This window comes from Paenibacillus sp. J2R1T-4 (assembly GCF_059692235.1).
In genome coordinates this window covers 58040-77534 of the sequence record NZ_JCAUBA010000011.1, presented here as the reverse complement: position 1 = coordinate 77534, position 19495 = coordinate 58040, and the positions used below count along the sequence as shown (strand labels likewise).

Genomic DNA, 19495 nt, shown 5'->3' with positions numbered 1-19495 from the left:
TCACACTATGGATAAGGAAGGATCGATACGAATGTTTGACAAAAAGCCAGTTAACTTAGTTCCCGAATCACGCTTGGCACAAGACTATGCCGGAATCCGATCGGGTTATGAAGCGATTGTCGCCACTCTTGTTGAAAGTTTGGAATCCTCCAGTCGCAAGGAAGTATTTGTGGCATTAGACGGTACGCATGGAGCAGCCTTTCAGCCAGTCGTGCAACAAGTGGTTGAACAGCTGGAAAAGAAGGGTATTCAAGTCGACGTCATCAGCAGCTACAGCTATTTGAAATCGGGGGAACAGCTGCGTTCCGACTTCAAAAACAATATTACGAGCAACCGGGCATTCGGTTATGTAACCGAGGGCTCGATTGAAGACTACTTTGTGTCCGAGACTAAGGAAGCATTTGAACAAAGTACCCGTGCGGTCCGCTCTGAAGAAGCGGACGCGCCCAAGCGAGCGGTGCTCGTATTCGGACCGGGTGCTTATTGGCTCGGGCAGGGGAATTACGATCTCTCCTTCTTCCTGGACGTATCACGGGAATACCAGCAGGCTCAGCACCGGAAGCAGCTGCTCAATTTCGGGATGAGCTGGAACAGGGATTCGGTAGAGAAATACAAAATCGCTTATTTTGTCGAATGGCCGATTCTTGAAACGTATCGCAAGCAAACGTTGCCTCAGATCGATTATTATGTGGATATGAACGACGAGAAGTCACCGAATTTGGTTCGGATGGCGGATTTGAATGTAATGATCGAAGTGATTTCCACAGCGCCAATGCGGGTGAAGCCGTTCTTCGCCCCTGGTGTATGGGGTGGCCAATACTTGAAAAAGCTTGCGGATCTGCCGGAAGATTGGGTCAACTGCGCATGGAGCTTCGAGCCGATTGCGCCTGAGAACTCGATTTTGATCGGGCATCAGGGTCGGGTCATCGAGGTGCCTTTTCTAATCGTCATGGCATTGGGTCACCGGAGTATCATGGGTGAGCGGCTTGTTCGCCTATTCGGAGATTATTTCCCGATCCGATTCGATTATTTGGACACAATGGACGGCGACAATCTCTCGTGCCAGGTGCATCCGAAGCAAGCTTATGTCCGCGAACATTTCAATGATTTTATAGAGCAGCAGGAATCCTATTATATTATGGAGAAAAAAGGCGACTCCAAAGTTTATCTGGGATTGACCGAATCGACCACCAAAGAAAGCTTCCTCGAAGCCGTGCAAACAGCCCAGGAAACAGCCGTTCCTATGGAGTTCACCAGGTACGTCAAGGAATGGGACGCGGAGAAAGGGGATCTGTTCCTGATCCCGACGGGAACAGTGCATTGCTCGGGAATTGATAATATGGTGCTCGAAATATCCGCTACTTCCTGGTGGTTGACGTTCAAAATTTACGATTATTTAAGAAAAGATTTGGACGGCAAACCGCGTCCGATCAATATTGATCATGCCTTTGACAATATCGATTTCCACAAAAAGGAAGAGTGGGTCAAACAAAACTTGATTCCAACTCCTGTGCTTCTCAGCGCTCAAGGCGATAATCAAGAGTACCGCCTGGGACAGCGGGAAGATTTGTTGTTCTATGTCAATCGTGTTCATCTAACTGACGAGTGGGAGGATGACACAGTCGGGGAACTGCTGCTCCTTAACCTGGTGGAAGGGGAAAGAGTAAAGATTGTCTCCCTGCAGGATCCGAACGTTTTTGTTGAGCTTGGGTATGCGGAATCTTATATTCTACCTGCGGTATTCGGTGAATTTAGAATTGATAATATCGGCAGCGGTCCGTGCAAGCTGATTAAAGCCGGCGTAAGTCCGGATTGGGAAGTGAGTTTTGTGAATGTCTAATGGCGCAATCGCTTTGGACGTAGGCGGTACTTCCATTAAAGCGGCGTTTGTGGAAGCAGGAGGGCGTATCCTTGATGGAACGGCGAGTACCTATCTCTCACGTGCAAAAGAATCGAAGGAAGTCATAGTTTCTCATTTACTCGACATTGTTCGGGAAAAGGCTTTGCCGTTCGAGGGCGCTGGCTCGATCCGCGGGGTGGCCATGGCGTTTCCCGGGCCTTTCGATTATGCACGGGGAATCAGCCTGATGCGGGGCATTGATAAATTCGACAACCTTTACGGAGTCGATGTAGGGCGGGAATTGAGGCAGCGGGTAAGCAATGATCCGCGCCTGCTGTCCTGCTTTGCTGCCGACTGGCACATCGTATTCGAGAACGACGTTCGGGCATTCGCATTAGGACAGGTTAAGTTCGGACAAGCGTCGGTCTACGGACGATGCCTCTGTTTGACGATCGGGACAGGCCTTGGCTCCGCCTTCTTGGAGCACGGCCGCATTGTGACGGACGGGGAAGGGGTTCCGCCAGAAGGCTGGTTATACAACCAGCCTTTTCTGGAGGGGACCATAGATCGTTATATTTCCAGACGAGGGATTCTAGGCATCGCACGAGAGCTCGGTTTTAATACCGAGACGCACGATGTGAAAGAGCTGGCTTTATTAGCCCATCAGGGGAATCGGGAAGCTTTGGACGTTTTTGAGCGATTCGGTTCGTTGCTTGCTGCCGCTTTGAAGCCTTATGCAGATCGTTTCCGGCCTGAAGCCGTCATCCTCGGTGGGCAAATTGCCAAGAGTTCCGACTTGTTCCTCGAAGCTTTCAAAAGGGGTGTCTCCCGAAGTATCGAGGTCTTGCCCGTGGAAAACACTTCTCGAAGCGCTTTTCTGGGGGTAGTGTCCCTGTTGTAGCGACTTTCTTCGCCGAATTCAGTCACTGGCCACCAAGCCAGTCCTCGATTTGGCCCGAATACTTGGCAGTAATTTGTTGAGGGCGGGTGATAGCGCCACCCACAACTACATACTCAGCACCAGCTTCTAAGGCAAGAATGGCTTCTGCAGGGCTCCATATGCGCCCTTCTGCTACGACAGGCACGCGAATCTGAGCGGCAAGCAGGCGCACAAGCTCCAAATCTGGTCCTACCTGCTGAGGACTATATGGAGTATAACCTGACATGGTTGTGGAGACCAGGTCTGCTCCGAGACGCTCAGCGGCAATTCCTTCCTCTACATTAGAAATATCGGCCATGACGAGTACGCCAGCGTTGTGGCAATAATCCAACAGGGGTTTGACACGTTCAAGACGGTCCTCGCGATTGGTCATGTCCAACGCGACTACATCAGCACCTGCTTCAATGATCGCGCGTACATCCTCAAGCTCCGGCGTAATATAGATATCTGACCCTGGAATATCGCGTTTCAACAATCCAATCACAGGCAGCCCGACACTTTTTTTAATGTCACGAATGTCTGCAGGCCCATTTGCTCGAATACCGATTGCGCCTCCCTGCTCTGCAGCTGCAGCCATCAATGCCATAGTGCCTTGCAAATATAGAGGTTCCCCGGGCAGAGCTTGACAGGAAACGATAAGGCCGCGTTTATTGAATAAAGGATTCATTCTTCATACCACTCCCTAATTAGTTACAGTCGCGATTAACTTTATAAGCAATGAGACATATTAAGAGTATAACACAGAGTGGAGATTAGTTCCTGAATTAATTAATATTATGGAGCAAAAATTCTTTTTGGCGGCTAGCTTGGCTTCCCTGCTTAACCAAAAGCCTATCTATACGATAGATTGGACGTGGAAGCTTGTCTGCTAGGCTTGACAATATTACCTGTTTCCTTGTACGATTAAGGCAATCGAATCAAAGGGGAGTAGCTGTTACAGCAAAGTCGTCATTACGGGATGAACTCATCCCCGGCTTTGTTGGCAACGAATTTCGTTGTTAGCAAGACCTTTGCCATAACGGTAAAGGTCCCTTGTTTCCTACTTTTCTTTTGTGCGAAAAGCGGCCTTTACCGTTAGGGGGGCCGCTTTTGCGTTGTCTGGGACGCGAAAACAGCTGAGATCCAAATCAAAGGGAGAGTGGCAACAATGGAATGGTTAACGATGGATATGTTGTCGGCGCTTGCTGTAATCGTCGTAATCGATTTGGTATTAGCCGGTGACAATGCAATTGTAATTGGTATGGCTGCACGTAATTTGCCCAAGCAGCAGCAGACGAAAGCTATCATCTGGGGGACTGTAGGGGCAGTTGTAATCCGGGCAATCGCTACGCTTGCAGTCGTGTGGCTGCTAGAGATTCCTGGTTTATTGTTTGTCGGAGGATTGTTCCTGCTCTGGATCGCCTACAAGCTTCTAGTCGATGAGAAGGACCACGGAAACATAAAAGCAGGCGTGTCATTAGCCGCAGCGATTCGAACCATTATTATTGCGGATGCGGTTATGGGGATCGATAATGTTCTCGCAGTTGCTGGAGCAGCGCACGGGAGCTACGGGCTTGTAATCGCAGGACTCATCATAAGTGTTCCGATTATGGTATGGGGCAGTACATTCGTATTGAAGATTATGGATCGATTCCCATCAGCCATTATTATTGGTGCGGGCGTGTTGGCACTGACAGCAGGTAAAATGATAGTTGAAGAGCCATTCGTTCACAACTTTCTCGGTGATAGCGGCTTGCTGAAATGGACCATCGTCATCGTAATTATTATTGCTCTGGTAGGAGCGGGGATGCTTAAAAAAGGCAAACGTCCTAATCCGCAAGTACGAGGCGAAGGGTAATTATCCAGATACCTATAAGCAAATAAACACCGCACACCATTCTAGACGATGGTGTGCGGTGTTTATTTGCCCTTGTAGCACACAAGAAGCCGCCCTAACAGGACGGCTTCTTGCGGTTGTTGCAACTTACCATTCATTATGGCAATTGAAGGCTGTCTTTTTCCTTGAGTGTGAGTAAATCATTCGTCTTGATCATACCTGGTGACAATGTATAAAGGGTATCCTTGATATACAGAATGCGCTCTACATTATGGTTGTTACTGCCATACCATCCATTGTTGCTCGCCTTCAGACGCTCTTCCTCTGTCATGTGCGTGATCGTCGCTCGCAGATTGAAGCCCGTCTGCAGATCAAGGCTGTAGACATAGGCACCCTGGAAGCTGAACTGGCCATATGCTGGCATGCCGTTCGGATCGGTCGTCCCGTTCTTTGCCTCCATCACATGTACAGGGAACGATAACAGATTATGCTCTTTGGAGAACAACAACGCTTTATGGTTATTCAGCAGCTCGGAGTAAGTTCCGCGATCGCCAATGATCTCTTTGAATTTCTCAACTGGCTGAGCGACATTCGTTACATCGAATAACGATATTTTCATACCCAGGTAGTAGGCATTTGTTTGATCTGGAGCGCCATTCCCGCCCTTGATAGTCGTCTCCATCGTTTCTTTGCCGAAACCAATCAGGTGGTTCTCATCGTAAGGATGCAGATAGTCGCTGTACCCAGGGATTTTGAGCGCGCCTAGAATGGTAGGATTGGCCGGGTTGGTCATATCGATCGCGAATAATGGATCCACATTCTTGAACGTAACCATATACGCGCGGTTGCCCATGAACCGAGTGGAGTAGATCCGTTCTCCTGGCGCTATATTCTCCAGCTTGCCTGTCACATTCATCGCCTCGTTGAGCACATAGACGTTATTCTTGGACATGTTTTCCCCGGATCCCCATATTTGACCCTTAGTGGTGGCAATACGGAAATGCTGGTTGTGTTCATCCATGGAGAACTGGTTCAAGACGGTTCCAGGAACTTCACCTTGAGCGACAAACTTCGTAGCGCCTTGGTCCAGGCGGAACTTGTAGATCGTTGTATTCTCTTCATAACGAGGCGCAATCAATCTTTTCTTTTCCAAAGGATTAGGACTCTCTTGCGCAAGCGGGTCAGGGGATGAGGCGGTATATTTGGTCACAGCCACATACAGATTCTGATCGGATGCGAATACATTCTGGCCAGAGCCGAGATAAGCAGCTACATTCAATTGGTTCTCAGGTTTGCTTAGATCTAGTCCGCCAACAATCATATAGTTACTTTCAATGGAATCGGGAAAGTAGCGAATAACGCTATAATCTAGAGATTTGAATTCATTCACACCGGATGAATCTCTATAGGATGGAGTAAGGGGGGCCGTTTGCTGCTGTGCTTGTACTCCTGTATCGATTTCAGCGCCCTTATTCTGTATCACGTAAGGCAGATTCACATATTGATTCGCTACCAGATAGAGTGACGACCCGATCTTGCGCGAAGACACATAGGAGCCCTCTAACTCAAAATCTCGTACTTGCTTAGGCTTCGTCTTGTCCGAAATATCATAGATGTAAGCCTTCATGGTCTGACGGGAATACCCTGGATAGATCATACGATCCGAGGCAATAGCCATCTTGGATACGGACGGAGCCACAGCTGCCGATGAAGAAGAGGTTGATGCCTGCACGGAAGAATCGCCGGAGCCTGATCCTTGTACAGCGGGAGCCCCTGAATCAACAGACATGGACGGTGCAGTCGCCGGACTGCTTGGCATGCTTGAACTGGAGTTCGCAGGGGCGGGAAGCGGCTTAGGCATTGGCATTGGCTCTGGCATAGGGCGATTAACAGGCTGGTACGAGCTGCCGATCACGACCAAATATTGATCATCTACATATAATTCACGCGGGCTGAAAGACTGATCTTTATAAGCTATAGTGCTAACCAGCTTCATCTCCGTAGAAGGATAGGCTTGGGTAATAAGTACACTTTGCGATTGTTCGTTCACTTGATAGAGATAAGTGCCGTCTGTCTTCACTACGTCAGCTTCATCCACACCTTCTACTTGAGTATTGGTCTTGGAATAGTCTGCGGACGCTGACGATTCTGAGGCAACTGATTTTTGGCTATTGGGTGGTGCAGATGGAGCACTAGCCGCCTCTTTGGTCATCATAGCATTATCTGTCGTAGCGGCTCCCGCCATCATGCCATAAGCATTATTATGGGCGGTTTGAGCCTTTTGCACGATCGCCTTCAAGTTGTCCAATGATCCTACAGCTGGAAGTTCTTGCAGATTGTTGATTTGAACGGTGCGCGTGGCATCATCCCATGTTACTAACATATCGAAGGATTCACTGATGAATCTGGCCGGCACCATAGTAACATTGCCTACAAGTCTAGGTGCAGCCTGCAAGGTAATGAGCTGTCCGTTCTTCTGAGCAGAGAAAGAGCCGAGAGCCAGGTTGATCAAGGTGCTGCCCTTCAACATTGTAATGGATTGATCTTGCTCGGAATAGGTGACTTCTGCGCCCAGCGCTTCAGCAATGCTCCGCAGGGGGACAAGTGTCACGCTATCGGATAAGATAGGTGCCTGCTCAACAGCCATAGGCTGTCCGTGCAAAGTAATATTGACGGTAATCTCCGGTTCGGCAGCCTGCGTATTCGCAGTTGGAGCGGCAGTTACAGGGAAAAAGGTTGCGATCAGCACAGCGATCAGCAAGGCTGGTAATATCCATTTTTTCATATCGTATTCCTCCTGCAAGATTAGGTATTGGCGCTAGCCAGCAACGTCCAGTTGTTTCCAAAACATTTCTATCCAATTAGACGCGCTTACAAAATGGAATGTTGCAGGGCAAAGCGGACCGCGTTCAAAAATGTTTGATAGACGATGGTGTCCACGGTTGGTTCTGACTATACAGCAAATAAACCTGGTTCTGATAACCAGGCTTACGGCTGTGTAGGCAGCTTCTAGGCTCTATCCCTCAATCCACTGACGACGCAATGTGAATAGATCCTTGAGCTCATCTGTCGACATTTCCGTGATCCATTGCTCGCCTGCCCCAATAATTTGTTGGCTGAGCCCCTGCTTGCGCTCTATCATCTCGTCAATACGTTCTTCAAGCGTACCCAGTGTGATGAATTTGTGCACCTGAACGTGTTTGGTCTGGCCAATGCGAAAAGCGCGGTCTGTTGCCTGATTCTCCACAGCAGGGTTCCACCAGCGATCGAAATGGAACACGTGGTTGGCTGCCGTGAGATTGAGACCAATCCCGCCTGCTTTCAGAGAAAGAATGAAGATGCCTGTCGCCTCGATGCTGGAGTTCTGATCTGCAGGGATGCGTCTCATGGGTGCATCCCACTGCTCCTCATCTTCTTGATCCTTGCTGTGGATGACAGCTGTCGGAGCACCCTGTTGGAATTGCTCAATCATGCGATCACGCTGAGCTTTTGGGGTCCCGCCATGCAAGAACAGGATGGGCTCTTGGAAATGCTGCTGCAGGGTAGATTCCAGCAGTCTCCCCATCTCCACGAATTGAGTGAAGATCAAGCAGGAATCGCCTTCCTGGCGCAGCTCCTTGACCATCTCAAGCAGCCTCTCCAGTTTATTGGATCGTGCCTCAAGCTTCTGCAGCCTAACCTCCTCTGACTCCTTCAAAAAGGCAGCAGGATGATTACAAATTTGCTTCAGCTTAGTAAGCGAGGCCAGAATCAGCCCGCGTCGCTCCATAGCAGATAACCGGTCCAGTTTGTCGAACAAGTCATGGATGTAGTTCTCATAAAGGGCTGCTTGTTCTGCTGTGAGCGAGACATAAGCCTTGGATTCGAGCTTATCAGGTAAATCCAACTCGATGGACGGGTCTTTTTTCAACCGTCTCAGCAGGAACGGCTTCACCAATCGCTGCAATTGCTGAATGCGGTTAGGATCCCGGTCGCGCTCTACCCCTGCAACGAAGCGTTGATTGAACTCTCTTAATGGACCCAGATAACCAGGATTAATAAAGTCGAAGATCGACCAAAGCTCAGTCAGACGGTTCTCAACCGGTGTACCTGTCATCGCGATACGATGCTCGCCCTTAAGCTTGCGTATTGAGGTTGCTTGCTTGGTATACGTGTTCTTAATATTCTGAGCCTCGTCCAGGCAGATCGAATTCCACTCCATGGAAGTAAGCTCTTCTTCATCCAAATAAGCTAGGGCATACGAGGTCAGCACCAGATCACAGTCCTGAATGGATTCATTGAATGCTTCTCCTTTACTGCGGTTCGGCCCGTAATGCAGACGCACTCGCAAGGTAGGGGCGAAGCGTTCCAGCTCCTTCTGCCAGTTGCCCAGCACCGAAGTGGGGCAGATGAGCAGAGAAGGGGCCTGCGGCTGTTCGTTCTGTGCGATATGCAGCAAATATGTGATCATCTGGATCGTCTTGCCTAGTCCCATATCATCCGCGAGGCATGCACCAAGCCCGAATTTGCGCAGCAGCAGCAGCCAGGAGGCGCCTTCCACCTGATAGTTCCGCAATGTCCCCTGGAAGGTCGGGGGGATCTCCATTCGCGGAATGCTGGAGGCATGGCTTAGCTGCGTTATGAACTGGAGCAGCTGTTCATTCAACTCTAATTCGAGCTGAAGACTCTCGCTCGCAGAGCGTTCCTCCTCGAACCAAGCGTCTCCAAGCGCTTCTGGATCTCTAAGCAGATGCATCTCAAGAACATCACGGAATGTCAGGCCCTTGCGCTTGCTGACTTGCTTCATCAGCCGCTGCACTTGCTCGAGCAGAGCTGGATCAAGCAGCACCCACTGTCCTCGTATCTGCGTTAGCTGCTGGTTGCTTTTCATGAGCATATCGAACTCGGCCTCGTTAAGCTCAAGGCCGCCGAGCGACAAGCGCCAATCGAATTGCATGATTTGGTTCAGCCCGAATAAGGAATCACGGGACGAGCCGACGGATGATTTCATCTTGGCTTTCAGCCGCGGCTTCATCTGACGAAGCTGCTCCCACCAGGCTGGAAGCAGCACAGGAAGTCCCAGCTCAGCAAGACGCAGGCTTCGATCCATAAGGAAATCCCAAGCTTCGGTATACTCGATGTAGGAACGAATGGATTCCGTTCCTGCAGATTGAAGCCAGGGAACGACATAGAACCATTTGGCCATCGTTTGACGGATTCGAGCTGAAGGGTTGCCCCAATGCTCCGGGATGGGTTGCTCTTCGTCCTCAATAGGCATCCCGGAAGGGGTGCAAGCGATCCATTGATCTGGATTCACTCTATCTTGCAATACAATAGACATCATCCATGCCGATCCTGCATCGGGCTCCTGAATCTGTAAACATACCCGGAAGGGGGCGGGATCAGGCAACCAGCCGATAGACACAAGCCAGTCTCGTTCGTCCTCGAATAAGCCGTCAGGCGCACGGACGGGAGCTTCTTGCGGGGCATCAATCAGGGAGGTGCCTTCAGGGTTTTCATCTAATGGTGTATGCTCCACCCCGACTTCAGTACCTGATTGTGCAACCGTTGGTGAATTCCATAGCATCATGCGAGCGTGTGCATTAGGCAAACGCTCCGCCATGAGATGGTCAAGCCACACCTCAACTATAGGTGATAATGACTGGGTACGATCTGTATCCCTCGAATCGGCTCTATGCTCCTCTGGGTCCAATAACAGCTTCCAACCCGCTTGACCTCTCTTCCACTTGTAGAAGTCGGGTACGATGGCATCTTGTTCCCTCGCCGTTAATATATCAGGCGCAGCATCCAGCAGGCGGGTGGAATCCTCATCCCATTGAATGAGAGCATGTTCATTCCATAGGGGCTTGGCGAAGTAATCCAATGCTTCTTCAGCGCTTAGAAGCAGTCCTTCCTTGCGATCCAGACTGCCGATCTCAATAAAGGTTCCATAAAAGGAGGGCTCATGCCAAGCGAAGAGCAAAGACCTCAGATGCTCCGCATCGAGCTCAGAACCGTGCATTTCTGCCCATATGAAGAAAGAACCAGCAGACATCCACTGGGTGTGTACCGTGATGGGAGACATCAGAATCATCGAATCAGCTTTCCTCTCTTCAATTCCTCTTGGAATGCGCGCAGTCGGCTATAGTGGCGAGCAAGCTTTTCCATGTAAGCTTCATACCGATCCTGGCGACCCAATTGTTTGTAGATACTGGCTAACTTCTTCAGAAGTCGAATGGCTTCTTTGTATGCGGTGCGATTTTTTTGCTTGATATAAGCATCAATGGATTGATGGTAGACGGGCAGCAGCAGAGTCGGATCATGCGCCTCGATTGCCCGCATATCGACAGGATACAAGGACGAGAGTCCGATGCGTTCAGCGAGATGGAAGTTGACCCATCTGCGATAACGGCCCATTCTCATCAACACTTCCGTATAAGCATAATAGCTCCGAGGCAGAAGGGCGGATAGTCTGGCTAGCCACTCATCCGTTAACTCGAGTTCCTTCGCGGCCAAGTTCCCAATACTGCAGAATTGTTGGAACGACTTCTCATTCAAAGCTCGGAAGCTGGGCTGCAGCCGCTCAAGCCACTGCCATACGCGCAGCCAATCCTCCTGCTGCTGCCATTCCTCAAGAAAAGGGAGGAGCTGCTCAGGTCGGAAGGTGCGCACAGAATGCAGCTCGATCCAGGCCGCGTCGTCCTGGTGCCGGAGAAGCAGGAAATGCACCGCTGCAAGCGTAGCCGCTCCGCGTGTGATCTCGGACAGTTCATTGTTCTTTCGGACGGTTTCGAGCAGCACCTGCTCATTCTCCGAGAAGCTCTCGGATCCATGGAATAACACACGTGACCATAGTAGTCTGTAGACGGCGATAGGTTGAAATGGTGTTTCTTCCCTAGTGGCCAACAAGAGCATGCGAACCGTGTCCGCAATTAAAGAAATATAAGGAACATACTGATTAACGGCGTCTTTTACATCGATCTCCCTGACAGCAGCATGCCATTTCTCCAGTAAGGAGTTGGCGGCTTCCCTATGACGGTCACCGGGGATGATGTAACCGAGCGTTTGACGCTGCGCATAGTCTTCATCTAATTGAGTTAACAGCATGAGCCCGGTCTGTACGGCAAACAGCAGCCGAGGAGTTCGACTCCACCACTGTGTAGACATCGTAATGGTATGGAAGGCAGCATTGTAATAATCATCAATGAAAAGCTTGTGCTGCTGGTTCTTCTGAGTGAACAGCACCCACTTTTTCGCAATAAAATCCTTCCACTCCTCCGGAGCAGCCGATTCCTTGATTCCGTCTGAAGCGGAACTCGCAGGGTCAACGTATAGAACGGTCTTGCGGTGAAGAGCAGATGCGTTCTTCACCGCTGCCGTAGCAGCGGTCTTGTCATCCTGCTTCAAGGCGCGTACGAAAGCATCCGGTCGACCATATACTGCGAATACATAGAAGAAAGCTGCAGCCATATGCTCGCAGTAGCCTCCATCGGAGCAATGGCATTTGCTGCTCTTCAGGTTGTCTAAGTCTAGCGATACATCATACACCTGCTGATCCTGCACCTTGGCGACAAGCTTGTGTTCCGGCAGAATAGCGGTGTTATAGACGTATCCTTTTTGTTGGAGCTCCAGTCCTTTTTCCAGTTCAAATAGACGAAAGCTGCTCTTCACTTTCGCTCCTAACAGATCCAATTCTTCTTTAGTTATTTGAGTTTTCAACATTATTGGATCATCTCCGCACAATACGATACAATATAGTATAACACAGTTCATTAGGCGCTGCTTTCCAGTTGGCGCGAAGGGAGTCAACAAATTGGGTGTCAAATTCGGCAGGGAATATGAGGATATTGTAAGAGAGCTTTCGGATGCGCTGATTCGGATGAATAACGTGCACGATAGCTTCGAGATGAGTGAAGAACAATGGGGTCAATTAGAGGAAGAGGAACGCTCGGAGTGTATTCGTACTCTGGCAGACGACTTATTCTATGCGCTCGGAGCTGATCCGGTTATGTATATCGGGAGCGGCAAAGTGATCTACGATCGCGAGCACCATATTATTAAATTAGCTATAACCGATAAGGAGTTGCAGCTGGTTTACTTGGTTTGAGACAAGAAAAAGGGGGAGTTTGGCTTGACTGTTTTAGAGCAAGAGAAGCTTTTTGACAAAAACTCGGAAGCCCATAGAAAACACCTGAGGCTATCGAGAACCAAGGTTTTGCGAAAAATGATTGTAATTATTCTGGGCTCCGCGCTTGTCTCGGTGGGGCTGGAAATTTTCCTGGTACCCAACAAAATTATTGACGGGGGCATCGTAGGCTTATCTATCATTTCATCTCATTTGTCTGGTCTTCCGCTCGGAATATTCTTGTTTCTTCTGAATCTGCCCTTTCTTTTCCTCGGGTACAAACAAATTGGCAAAACATTCGCTATCTCTACTCTATTTGCAGTTGCACTCATGTCCATTGGTACATTCCTGCTTCACCCTGTTCCGCCGCTAACGATTGAACCGTTGCTTGCCACTGTGTTCGGAGGTATTATCCTTGGGGTTGGGGTAGGCTTGGTCATCCGTTCCGGGGGATCGTTGGACGGAACCGAGATTGTAGCTATTCTAGTGAACAAGAAAAGTCCTTTTTCCGTTGGCGAAATCGTTATGTTTATCAACATATTCATTCTTGGGAGCGCTGGTTTCGTATTCGGCTGGGATCAAGCGATGTACTCCCTTATAGCTTATTATATAGCTTTTAAGATGATCGATATTACTATCGAAGGGTTCGAAGAATCCAAATCGGTATGGATCATCAGTGAGCGCAACAAAGAGATCGGAGATGCCATTATTCACCGGCTTGGCCGCGGTGTCACGTTCTTGAACGGCGAGGGCGGATTCAGCGGAGATAACAAGCGTGTGATCTTCTGTGTAATAACACGTCTGGAAGAAGCGAAGATGAAATCAATCGTTGAAGATTTGGACCCGGCTGCGTTCTTGGCTGTTGGCAATATTCATGATGTCAAAGGCGGTCGCTTCAAGAAGAAAGATATTCACTAATCATTCTGTTATACGGATCAATCGGATCGACTATCGTTGTACACCATACAGTGAAACTGTCCAAGTCGGCCGTCTGCATACGGGCGCTCATAAGTATCGTCTATATGGAAGCCGGTTGATTCGTATAACCGAATGGCGCGCTTATTCCAAGTCAACACCTCCAAGTCTATTTGATTGGAGGGTTTTTTATGTCTAGCCGTGCGAAGAATCGCCTGCAGGAAGGATTGTCCGAGTCCCTGGCTGCAAAGGTCTGGATGCAGTCCGAGCCCTAACCGTGTCCAGCCTTCGAGCGGGAACAATTGAGCGAAGCCTGACAATTGGTCCTTCGTGTCGCACACGGCTAAGTATTGCTCCTCCCGGATAAGCGGATCAGCGAATTCTTGGCTGTGAGCCAGCATATGCTCCCAAGATGGCATGTTGTAAATGTTGTAAGGAGCAGGGTAGCGCCACTCGCATAATAGACGGCCATGGTACTCCGTTAAAGGAGTAATGATCCAATTAGGCGAAGAGGGAAGAAGTGGATGCTTCATAGGTGGTAGATCTCCTGATCATATGCTGCTAAATGCCCTATTCAATAGGGAATAGCAAGGTTTATAATGGGTTGTTGGAACCTAACTTATCATAATTCATTGCAGAGATGACAGCAAATGGAGATGGAAACCAAACCCATACTCGCTCGTATATTACACATATTCATTTTGATGCAAAGGAGCATGAAAGGTAATGGCAAGATTGGAATATCGTTTGAAGGATGAGTATAAGCAGGATCCCGTGCTCTACTATTATGACTTCATTGATCCAGATGAAATATCACTTCGCTTTGCCTGCGATTATTGGATTAAGAACAAGACGGTGTATGAGAAATTGCATAGCGTTGTTGAAGCGAATAAATGTGTTATTTATGTTCAGGTGGCTGAGGATGAGCATGTTGTTGATTATGGTCAAGACGATTACCGGTACGGAGGAGGAATTTGCATTGAGGTGCGGGAATACAGAGAGGGAACAGACCGCTACCCGGTAGTCCATAGGTATAACAATCAGGATGATGATACGACGATATTAATTTTGCAAAGTGACCGGTTGGTTATACGTGGACAGCTTTGGTTGAGAACTTCAACTGAAGTGGATGAGGATCGCAAGCTGTATGTATATTACGCGGAACCGAGCGCATAAGGGCGGTTTTTGCTGCACAGGTGAGGAGGCGGGCTGTAGGATGGAATCGAAAGGATTGAAAACCCGGACATTGGTTAGTCTGTTCATCGCTGGGGTTCTGGCTATTAATTCTGGCTGTACAAAGACGACAACGACCGGAGCAACGAACGAATGCTGGGACGACAATAATGACGGCTATTGTGATGATGACGGAAGTCGGGCAGGGGGCTCCTACTATATGTCGAATGGTAGGAAACGATACACCAAGACGGATTCAGGTCTGACGAGCGGAACCGCGAACAAACCGTCATCCGGCATCTCGAGCGGGACACAGGGCTCCAAGAGCGGGATAGGCAGTTCTTCTTCTGCAAGCTCTAGCTCCAGCGGCGGGTAATGAGTATGGGATACTCTAACCCCTACAAGGGCGAGATAGTCGAAGGTTACTCCTATGCGGAGTGGCGCGAACGACTCTATGCAGACATTCGTGAAGGAGGCTCCTTTGCGTGGGATCGCATGTATGGTGATGAATATGCAGTGGCTTCCCTAATTCGGATCCGACCTTCGCTTAGAGCTGAGATTGCAGCAGCTACCGAGAAGCTCGGGCATGTATTCAGCAAGACCGTACACATGGCTCGCCAAGGTGAGGATTCGCTATTCGAAGCTTTGGGATTGCCCGTCGAGACTTGGGATGCTGTTCGTGTTGCAGGATCAGAGCTGATGCCTACCGTGATCGGGAGGTTTGATTTTGCCGAGACGGATCAAGGGCTGAAGATGCTCGAGCTGAACAGCGATACCCCAACGAGTATTGTTGAAGCCTATGAGGTGAATGGCCATGTATGCTCGATGTTCGGGGTTAAGGATCCGAATGCGGGGATGAAGCAGCATTTGCGGGATGCGTTCATGGCTGGTGCGGCAGAATATGCAGCTCGCGGGTATTCGGTGGACCGTGTTGCATTCAGTACACTGGATTGGCATGAAGAGGATGCCGGCACCACCCGATATTTGTTAGCCTGCAGCGGTTTGGACGGCCGATTCGTTCCTTTGTCCGACCTGCGTGTGTACGAGGATCAACTGTGTGTATGGCAGGAGGAGGATGGGACGCACGAGCCGATCAACCTATTGTATAGATTGCATGCACTGGAGAAGTTGGCGGAAGAGAAGGATGCCGAAGACGGCTATCCGACTGGTGCTCATGCACTCGACCTGATGGCACGCGGTAAGGTATGTGTGCTGAACCCGCCATCGGCACTGATCGCACAGTCCAAAGCGCTACAGGCGCTGATCTGGAATCTGCACGAAGCGGGTGAATTCTTCACCCCGGAAGAGCACGAGACCATTAAAACCTATATGCTTCCGACATACATGGAGAATCAATTCGAAGGGCAGCGTCCGTTCGTTTCGAAGCCGATATTCGGCCGGGAAGGCGGAGGGGTGACCCTTTACCGTGCAGATGGAACGGTGGAGGAACGAGATGGAGAGGGGCTCTACTGGGATCAGCCTATGATCGTGCAAGAATGCGTAGAGCTGCCGATTGTGGAGCTTGAGACGGAGCGCGGTTTGGAACGCTGCCGGCTGCTCTGGGGTTCTTTTCTGGTGGGAGGTAAGGCATCAGCCATTGTTGCCAGAGCAGGAGGACGAATAACAGGAAACTTATCGTACTATGTGCCTGTAGGGCTTGAATAATTTCTGATGTGAAGAGTAGATGTTGGTGGGACTAAGGACAAAGGAGATGCAGATATGAGTGAGATGGACCCTGTTGGTGGCCAGTGGGAACAGATTTTGAACTTTTTAGCTTATTTGGGGGTTACTTTGCCTCTATTAGCATTTGGAATGGCTATTTTTATGATCACTACCCCCTATAACGAGTTTGCCCTCATTCGTGAAGGGGCGAATACCGATGATCCCCGCAAACATAATGCAGCCAAGGCAGCGGCTTATGATCTGGGCGGTAAAATAATCGGGTTGTCCGTTGTGCTGGCATCAGCAATATACCATTCCATTTCCTTATGGGATTTGGCGCTTTGGGGGATTGTGGGGACATTGTTTCAAGTGCTAGTCTTCTATATATTCGAGTGGATTACGCCGTTCCGAGTTGTACGTGAAATTCCGAATGGGAATGTAAGCGTCGGAATCTTCGCCGCCATACTTAGTGTTGCCACAGGGTTACTAATGGCCGCCTTAATCAGTTACTAATCTTAACGATAGGACAAAGGAGCGTGGATGAGATGGGATTCATAGTAGAAGCTGAGTGGTTGCTTGAGCATTTGCACGATTCGAACGTGGTGGTGGCTGATTGCCGCTTTGCTCTTGGACAGCCGAGCTCGGGGAGAAGCGAATATGAGCAGGGGCATTTGCCGGGAGCCGTCTATTTCGGCCTGGATAAGCAGCTTTCCTCTGCGGTGAGTCAGCATGGGGGGCGTCATCCGCTCCCTGATCTGCAGGCATTCGCAGTCGTTCTGGGTGCAGCTGGGATTGGCAATCAGACAACGGTCGTTGCTTATGATGACCAAGGCGGTGCTATGGCGTCCCGTCTATGGTGGCTGCTGCGCTATGCAGGACACGATCAGGTGTTCATCCTGAATGGCGGCTTCTCCGCTTGGCAAGCAGCAGGACATCCTGTAACCGCTGAAGTAAGCATACCGGAGCCTGCTGTCTTCGAGGTTCGCACTCGTGAGCATATGCTGCTGCAGATGGAGGAAGTTAAGGCCAGGATCGGGAATACGGATGTGACGCTGATCGATTCACGGGAAGAGCCGCGTTACCTCGGGATCACGGAGCCAATCGATGCCAAGGCCGGGCACATTCCGGGGGCGGTTAACTACTTCTGGAAGGGTGCGCTCGATGAGCAGGGCCGCTGGCGTGATGCTGCTGGACAAGCCACTCGATTCGATAAACTGTCACCTAACCAGGAAATCGTGGTGTACTGCGGATCGGGTGTGACCGCTTGTCCGAATGTGTTGGCGTTGGAGGAAGCGGGTTACAAGAATGTGAAGCTGTATGCGGGCAGTTGGAGCGATTGGATTTCTTACCCTGAGAACGAAATAGCTACCGGCAATGAATAAGCTTTGGCGGACCGTACGGGACGCGGATGTTTAATACAGGGCGTGCATATGTAGTTGCCCGGCCCGGGCGAAATAGCCAGAATAGCCCCACATCAAAGGGTTGGCGGCCAGAATAGGCCGCCAACCCTTTGATGTGGGGCTGTATAGTCTTTTGTAAACCCCCCACTCCACCGTACAGTCAGGATTGTTTGTTTGCTACGCTACGCCGGGCATGGCGATCCGCCCGACATTGATCCCCTCCCGTACGCCCGCCCTTTAGTTTCTGCTCCCCGCCACAAGCAATCAAGGCACACCTGCCGATTCATTACTGACTCGATGTGCCCTGATTTGCTATATCCCTAAAATGAATAAGGTCCTAGTCCCTCTTCAAGGAAACTGTCCAATTGTTAAATATAGAGACTGTATTTGCTGTGCCTTATATTCATGTTGCTCTCAGCCTAAAAATCAACACAGAATGGAATGTAAATACCAATTGTGAAGTTCTCGTTTGTTATTGTTCCTTGACGGACGGTTTGAAGCTGGCGGCTTTGCATTTTTAGGATTAGGAGCTTGCAACCACAAGGATAACTAACTATACAAATTCTTAAAATCCAGTTGACATTCAGCTTACATACAACCTGCATAATGAGTTTGTGGAGATATTCAATCTAGATATAAAGGAGCCAACCATGCAAACTGTACAACTAAATGAAAAGCTTAGCGCCATGTTTGAGGATCCAAGGTTTGCAACGAACAAGCGCCCTTGGTTTGGGAAACTTCCGGAACAACTGCAAGGCGATTTTTCGTTTGCCGTGGTGGGTGACCGTTGCGGAATGGCAACAGAAGGCGTATTTGAAAAAGCGCTGGACATGCTGAAGGATTTGAAGCCCGAATTCGTCCTCGCCGTCGGCGATCTGATCGAGGGCTACTGGAAAAATCCAGGCTCCGTCCACGAAGAGTGGGATGAGCTTGACGCTAAGATTCAAGCGATGGGAGTACCGTTCTTCCCAACGGTCGGGAACCACGACTATGGAAATTCCGTCATGGCCAACGTTTGGAGCGAGCGCAAAGGCATGGATTACTATGCATTCCGCGTCGCCGAAGTACTCTACTTAACCATCAACACGGAGCATACGCCTGACGAGCTACCTGATGAGCTCATCGACGTCGTTAAGCGCGTGACGGAAAATTTCAAACGTGATCCAGGCAATGTCCAAGATCACTTGAGATTGTTCGGGGAGTTGCTTACGCCTGAACAGCGGAAGGGCATGTCAAAGGTCAAGATGAACATCGGCGAAGAGCAATTTGCCTTCTTTCAAAAAGTGCTTGATGAAAACCAGGATGTAACCTGGACATTCGTCAACATGCATAAGCCGGGCTGGAAAACCGGGAGCGAGGAATTCAGCCAATTGGAGCGCATGCTCGGGGATCGTCCCTACACCATTCTGGCGGGTCATCTGCACGAGCTGGAATATACGCGCGAAGGCAACCGCGAGCACATCCAATTGGGTCGTACAGGCGGACTTCCTCATGGCGTATCGGCAGAAGGCGCTAACGCCAATTTGATTCTATGGGTAACGATGCGCGGCGGTGTTCCGACTTATCGTGTTCTCCATTTGGATGGCTTTCAAGAAATCGCAGCTTATCCCGCACACCAACATTCACACGCGGAGGGGAAATAATT

Annotated in this window: 16 protein-coding genes; 11 read left to right on the top strand and 5 right to left on the bottom strand. The window is 49.8% G+C overall.

The window, feature by feature from the left end; genetic code table 11:
• The first annotated feature begins 31 nt into the window (after positions 1–31).
• Complete coding sequence (locus tag AC58QD_RS18820; protein ID WP_497336042.1) at positions 32–1840, top strand: class I mannose-6-phosphate isomerase; 1809 nt, start codon at positions 32–34, stop codon at positions 1838–1840.
• On the top strand, positions 1833–2741 hold the full coding sequence (locus AC58QD_RS18815; RefSeq protein WP_497336040.1) for an ROK family protein: 909 nt from the start codon (positions 1833–1835) through the stop codon (positions 2739–2741). The genes AC58QD_RS18820 and AC58QD_RS18815 overlap by 8 nt, the downstream gene beginning before the upstream one ends.
• A 22-nt stretch (positions 2742–2763) precedes the next feature.
• Here the strand turns inward: AC58QD_RS18815 and AC58QD_RS18810 are convergent, their stop codons facing one another.
• The gene (locus AC58QD_RS18810) at positions 2764–3447 is read right to left on the bottom strand and encodes an N-acetylmannosamine-6-phosphate 2-epimerase (RefSeq protein WP_497336038.1); all 684 of its coding nucleotides are present in this window, start codon (positions 3445–3447) and stop codon (positions 2764–2766) included.
• Between the two features lie 480 nt (positions 3448–3927).
• Between AC58QD_RS18810 and AC58QD_RS18805 the strand changes: the two genes are divergently transcribed.
• Positions 3928–4617: a TerC family protein gene (locus AC58QD_RS18805; protein ID WP_497336036.1), complete on the top strand. Its 690-nt coding sequence runs from the start codon at positions 3928–3930 to the stop codon at positions 4615–4617.
• A gap of 136 nt (positions 4618–4753) precedes the next feature.
• On the opposite strand, the gene AC58QD_RS18800 is transcribed toward AC58QD_RS18805, so the two are convergent.
• The 3 genes from AC58QD_RS18800 to AC58QD_RS18790 all read right to left on the bottom strand — a co-directional run bounded on the left by AC58QD_RS18800 (position 4754) and on the right by AC58QD_RS18790 (position 12297).
• On the bottom strand, positions 4754–7381 hold the full coding sequence (locus AC58QD_RS18800; RefSeq protein WP_497336034.1) for a beta-propeller domain-containing protein: 2628 nt from the start codon (positions 7379–7381) through the stop codon (positions 4754–4756).
• Positions 7382–7612: 231 nt separating this feature from the next.
• Positions 7613–10669, bottom strand: coding sequence for a DEAD/DEAH box helicase (locus AC58QD_RS18795; protein ID WP_497336032.1), 3057 nt, complete (start codon positions 10667–10669; stop codon positions 7613–7615).
• Positions 10666–12297: an SWIM zinc finger family protein gene (locus AC58QD_RS18790; RefSeq protein WP_497336030.1), complete on the bottom strand. Its 1632-nt coding sequence runs from the start codon at positions 12295–12297 to the stop codon at positions 10666–10668. Before AC58QD_RS18790 ends, AC58QD_RS18795 begins: the two co-directional genes overlap by 4 nt.
• A gap of 91 nt (positions 12298–12388) precedes the next feature.
• Here AC58QD_RS18790 and AC58QD_RS18785 point away from each other — a divergent pair, with 91 nt between their 5' ends.
• Together AC58QD_RS18785 and AC58QD_RS18780 are read left to right on the top strand one after the other, a co-directional pair.
• The gene (locus AC58QD_RS18785) at positions 12389–12682 is read left to right on the top strand and encodes a hypothetical protein (RefSeq protein WP_497336028.1); all 294 of its coding nucleotides are present in this window, start codon (positions 12389–12391) and stop codon (positions 12680–12682) included.
• Between the two features lie 117 nt (positions 12683–12799).
• On the top strand, positions 12800–13618 hold the full coding sequence (locus AC58QD_RS18780) for a YitT family protein (RefSeq protein WP_497336312.1): 819 nt from the start codon (positions 12800–12802) through the stop codon (positions 13616–13618).
• 17 nt (positions 13619–13635) lie between these two features.
• Here AC58QD_RS18780 and AC58QD_RS18775 read toward each other — a convergent pair whose 3' ends face one another.
• Positions 13636–14148, bottom strand: coding sequence for a GNAT family N-acetyltransferase (locus AC58QD_RS18775; protein WP_497336026.1), 513 nt, complete (start codon positions 14146–14148; stop codon positions 13636–13638).
• Positions 14149–14341: 193 nt separating this feature from the next.
• Here AC58QD_RS18775 and AC58QD_RS18770 point away from each other — a divergent pair, with 193 nt between their 5' ends.
• From AC58QD_RS18770 to AC58QD_RS18745, 6 genes are all read left to right on the top strand, one after another.
• Complete coding sequence (locus AC58QD_RS18770) at positions 14342–14791, top strand: hypothetical protein (RefSeq protein WP_497336024.1); 450 nt, start codon at positions 14342–14344, stop codon at positions 14789–14791.
• A 40-nt stretch (positions 14792–14831) separates the two neighbouring features.
• Complete coding sequence (locus AC58QD_RS18765; protein ID WP_497336022.1) at positions 14832–15164, top strand: hypothetical protein; 333 nt, start codon at positions 14832–14834, stop codon at positions 15162–15164.
• Positions 15165–15169: 5 nt separating this feature from the next.
• A complete protein-coding gene (locus tag AC58QD_RS18760) occupies positions 15170–16453 on the top strand; it encodes a glutathionylspermidine synthase family protein (RefSeq protein WP_497336020.1) in 1284 nt (427 codons plus the stop codon).
• Between the two features lie 54 nt (positions 16454–16507).
• Positions 16508–16963: a DUF350 domain-containing protein gene (locus AC58QD_RS18755; RefSeq protein ID WP_497336018.1), complete on the top strand. Its 456-nt coding sequence runs from the start codon at positions 16508–16510 to the stop codon at positions 16961–16963.
• 32 nt (positions 16964–16995) lie between these two features.
• Positions 16996–17832, top strand: a complete 837-nt coding sequence (locus AC58QD_RS18750; protein WP_497336016.1) for a sulfurtransferase — start codon at positions 16996–16998, stop codon at positions 17830–17832.
• A 668-nt stretch (positions 17833–18500) separates the two neighbouring features.
• The gene (locus AC58QD_RS18745; protein WP_497336014.1) at positions 18501–19493 is read left to right on the top strand and encodes a metallophosphoesterase family protein; all 993 of its coding nucleotides are present in this window, start codon (positions 18501–18503) and stop codon (positions 19491–19493) included.
• Positions 19494–19495: the final 2 nt, after the last annotated feature.

Excerpts from the sequence above, each read along its gene's own strand:
- AC58QD_RS18775 (WP_497336026.1), bottom strand. The coding sequence starts at position 14,148 with ATGAAGCATCCACTTCTTCCCTCTTCGCCTAATTGGATCATTACTCCT.
- AC58QD_RS18790 (WP_497336030.1), bottom strand. The coding sequence starts at position 12,297 with ATGTTGAAAACTCAAATAACTAAAGAAGAATTGGATCTGTTAGGAGCG.
- AC58QD_RS18760 (WP_497336020.1), top strand. The coding sequence starts at position 15,170 with ATGGGATACTCTAACCCCTACAAGGGCGAGATAGTCGAAGGTTACTCC.
- AC58QD_RS18755 (WP_497336018.1), top strand. The coding sequence starts at position 16,508 with ATGAGTGAGATGGACCCTGTTGGTGGCCAGTGGGAACAGATTTTGAAC.
- AC58QD_RS18810 (WP_497336038.1), bottom strand. The coding sequence starts at position 3,447 with ATGAATCCTTTATTCAATAAACGCGGCCTTATCGTTTCCTGTCAAGCT.
- AC58QD_RS18795 (WP_497336032.1), bottom strand. The coding sequence starts at position 10,669 with ATGATTCTGATGTCTCCCATCACGGTACACACCCAGTGGATGTCTGCT.
- AC58QD_RS18815 (WP_497336040.1), top strand. The coding sequence starts at position 1,833 with ATGTCTAATGGCGCAATCGCTTTGGACGTAGGCGGTACTTCCATTAAA.
- AC58QD_RS18750 (WP_497336016.1), top strand. The coding sequence starts at position 16,996 with ATGGGATTCATAGTAGAAGCTGAGTGGTTGCTTGAGCATTTGCACGAT.
- AC58QD_RS18805 (WP_497336036.1), top strand. The coding sequence starts at position 3,928 with ATGGAATGGTTAACGATGGATATGTTGTCGGCGCTTGCTGTAATCGTC.
- AC58QD_RS18780 (WP_497336312.1), top strand. The coding sequence starts at position 12,800 with ATGATTGTAATTATTCTGGGCTCCGCGCTTGTCTCGGTGGGGCTGGAA.
- AC58QD_RS18800 (WP_497336034.1), bottom strand. The coding sequence starts at position 7,381 with ATGAAAAAATGGATATTACCAGCCTTGCTGATCGCTGTGCTGATCGCA.
- AC58QD_RS18765 (WP_497336022.1), top strand. The coding sequence starts at position 14,832 with ATGGAATCGAAAGGATTGAAAACCCGGACATTGGTTAGTCTGTTCATC.
- AC58QD_RS18745 (WP_497336014.1), top strand. The coding sequence starts at position 18,501 with ATGCAAACTGTACAACTAAATGAAAAGCTTAGCGCCATGTTTGAGGAT.
- AC58QD_RS18820 (WP_497336042.1), top strand. The coding sequence starts at position 32 with ATGTTTGACAAAAAGCCAGTTAACTTAGTTCCCGAATCACGCTTGGCA.
- AC58QD_RS18770 (WP_497336024.1), top strand. The coding sequence starts at position 14,342 with ATGGCAAGATTGGAATATCGTTTGAAGGATGAGTATAAGCAGGATCCC.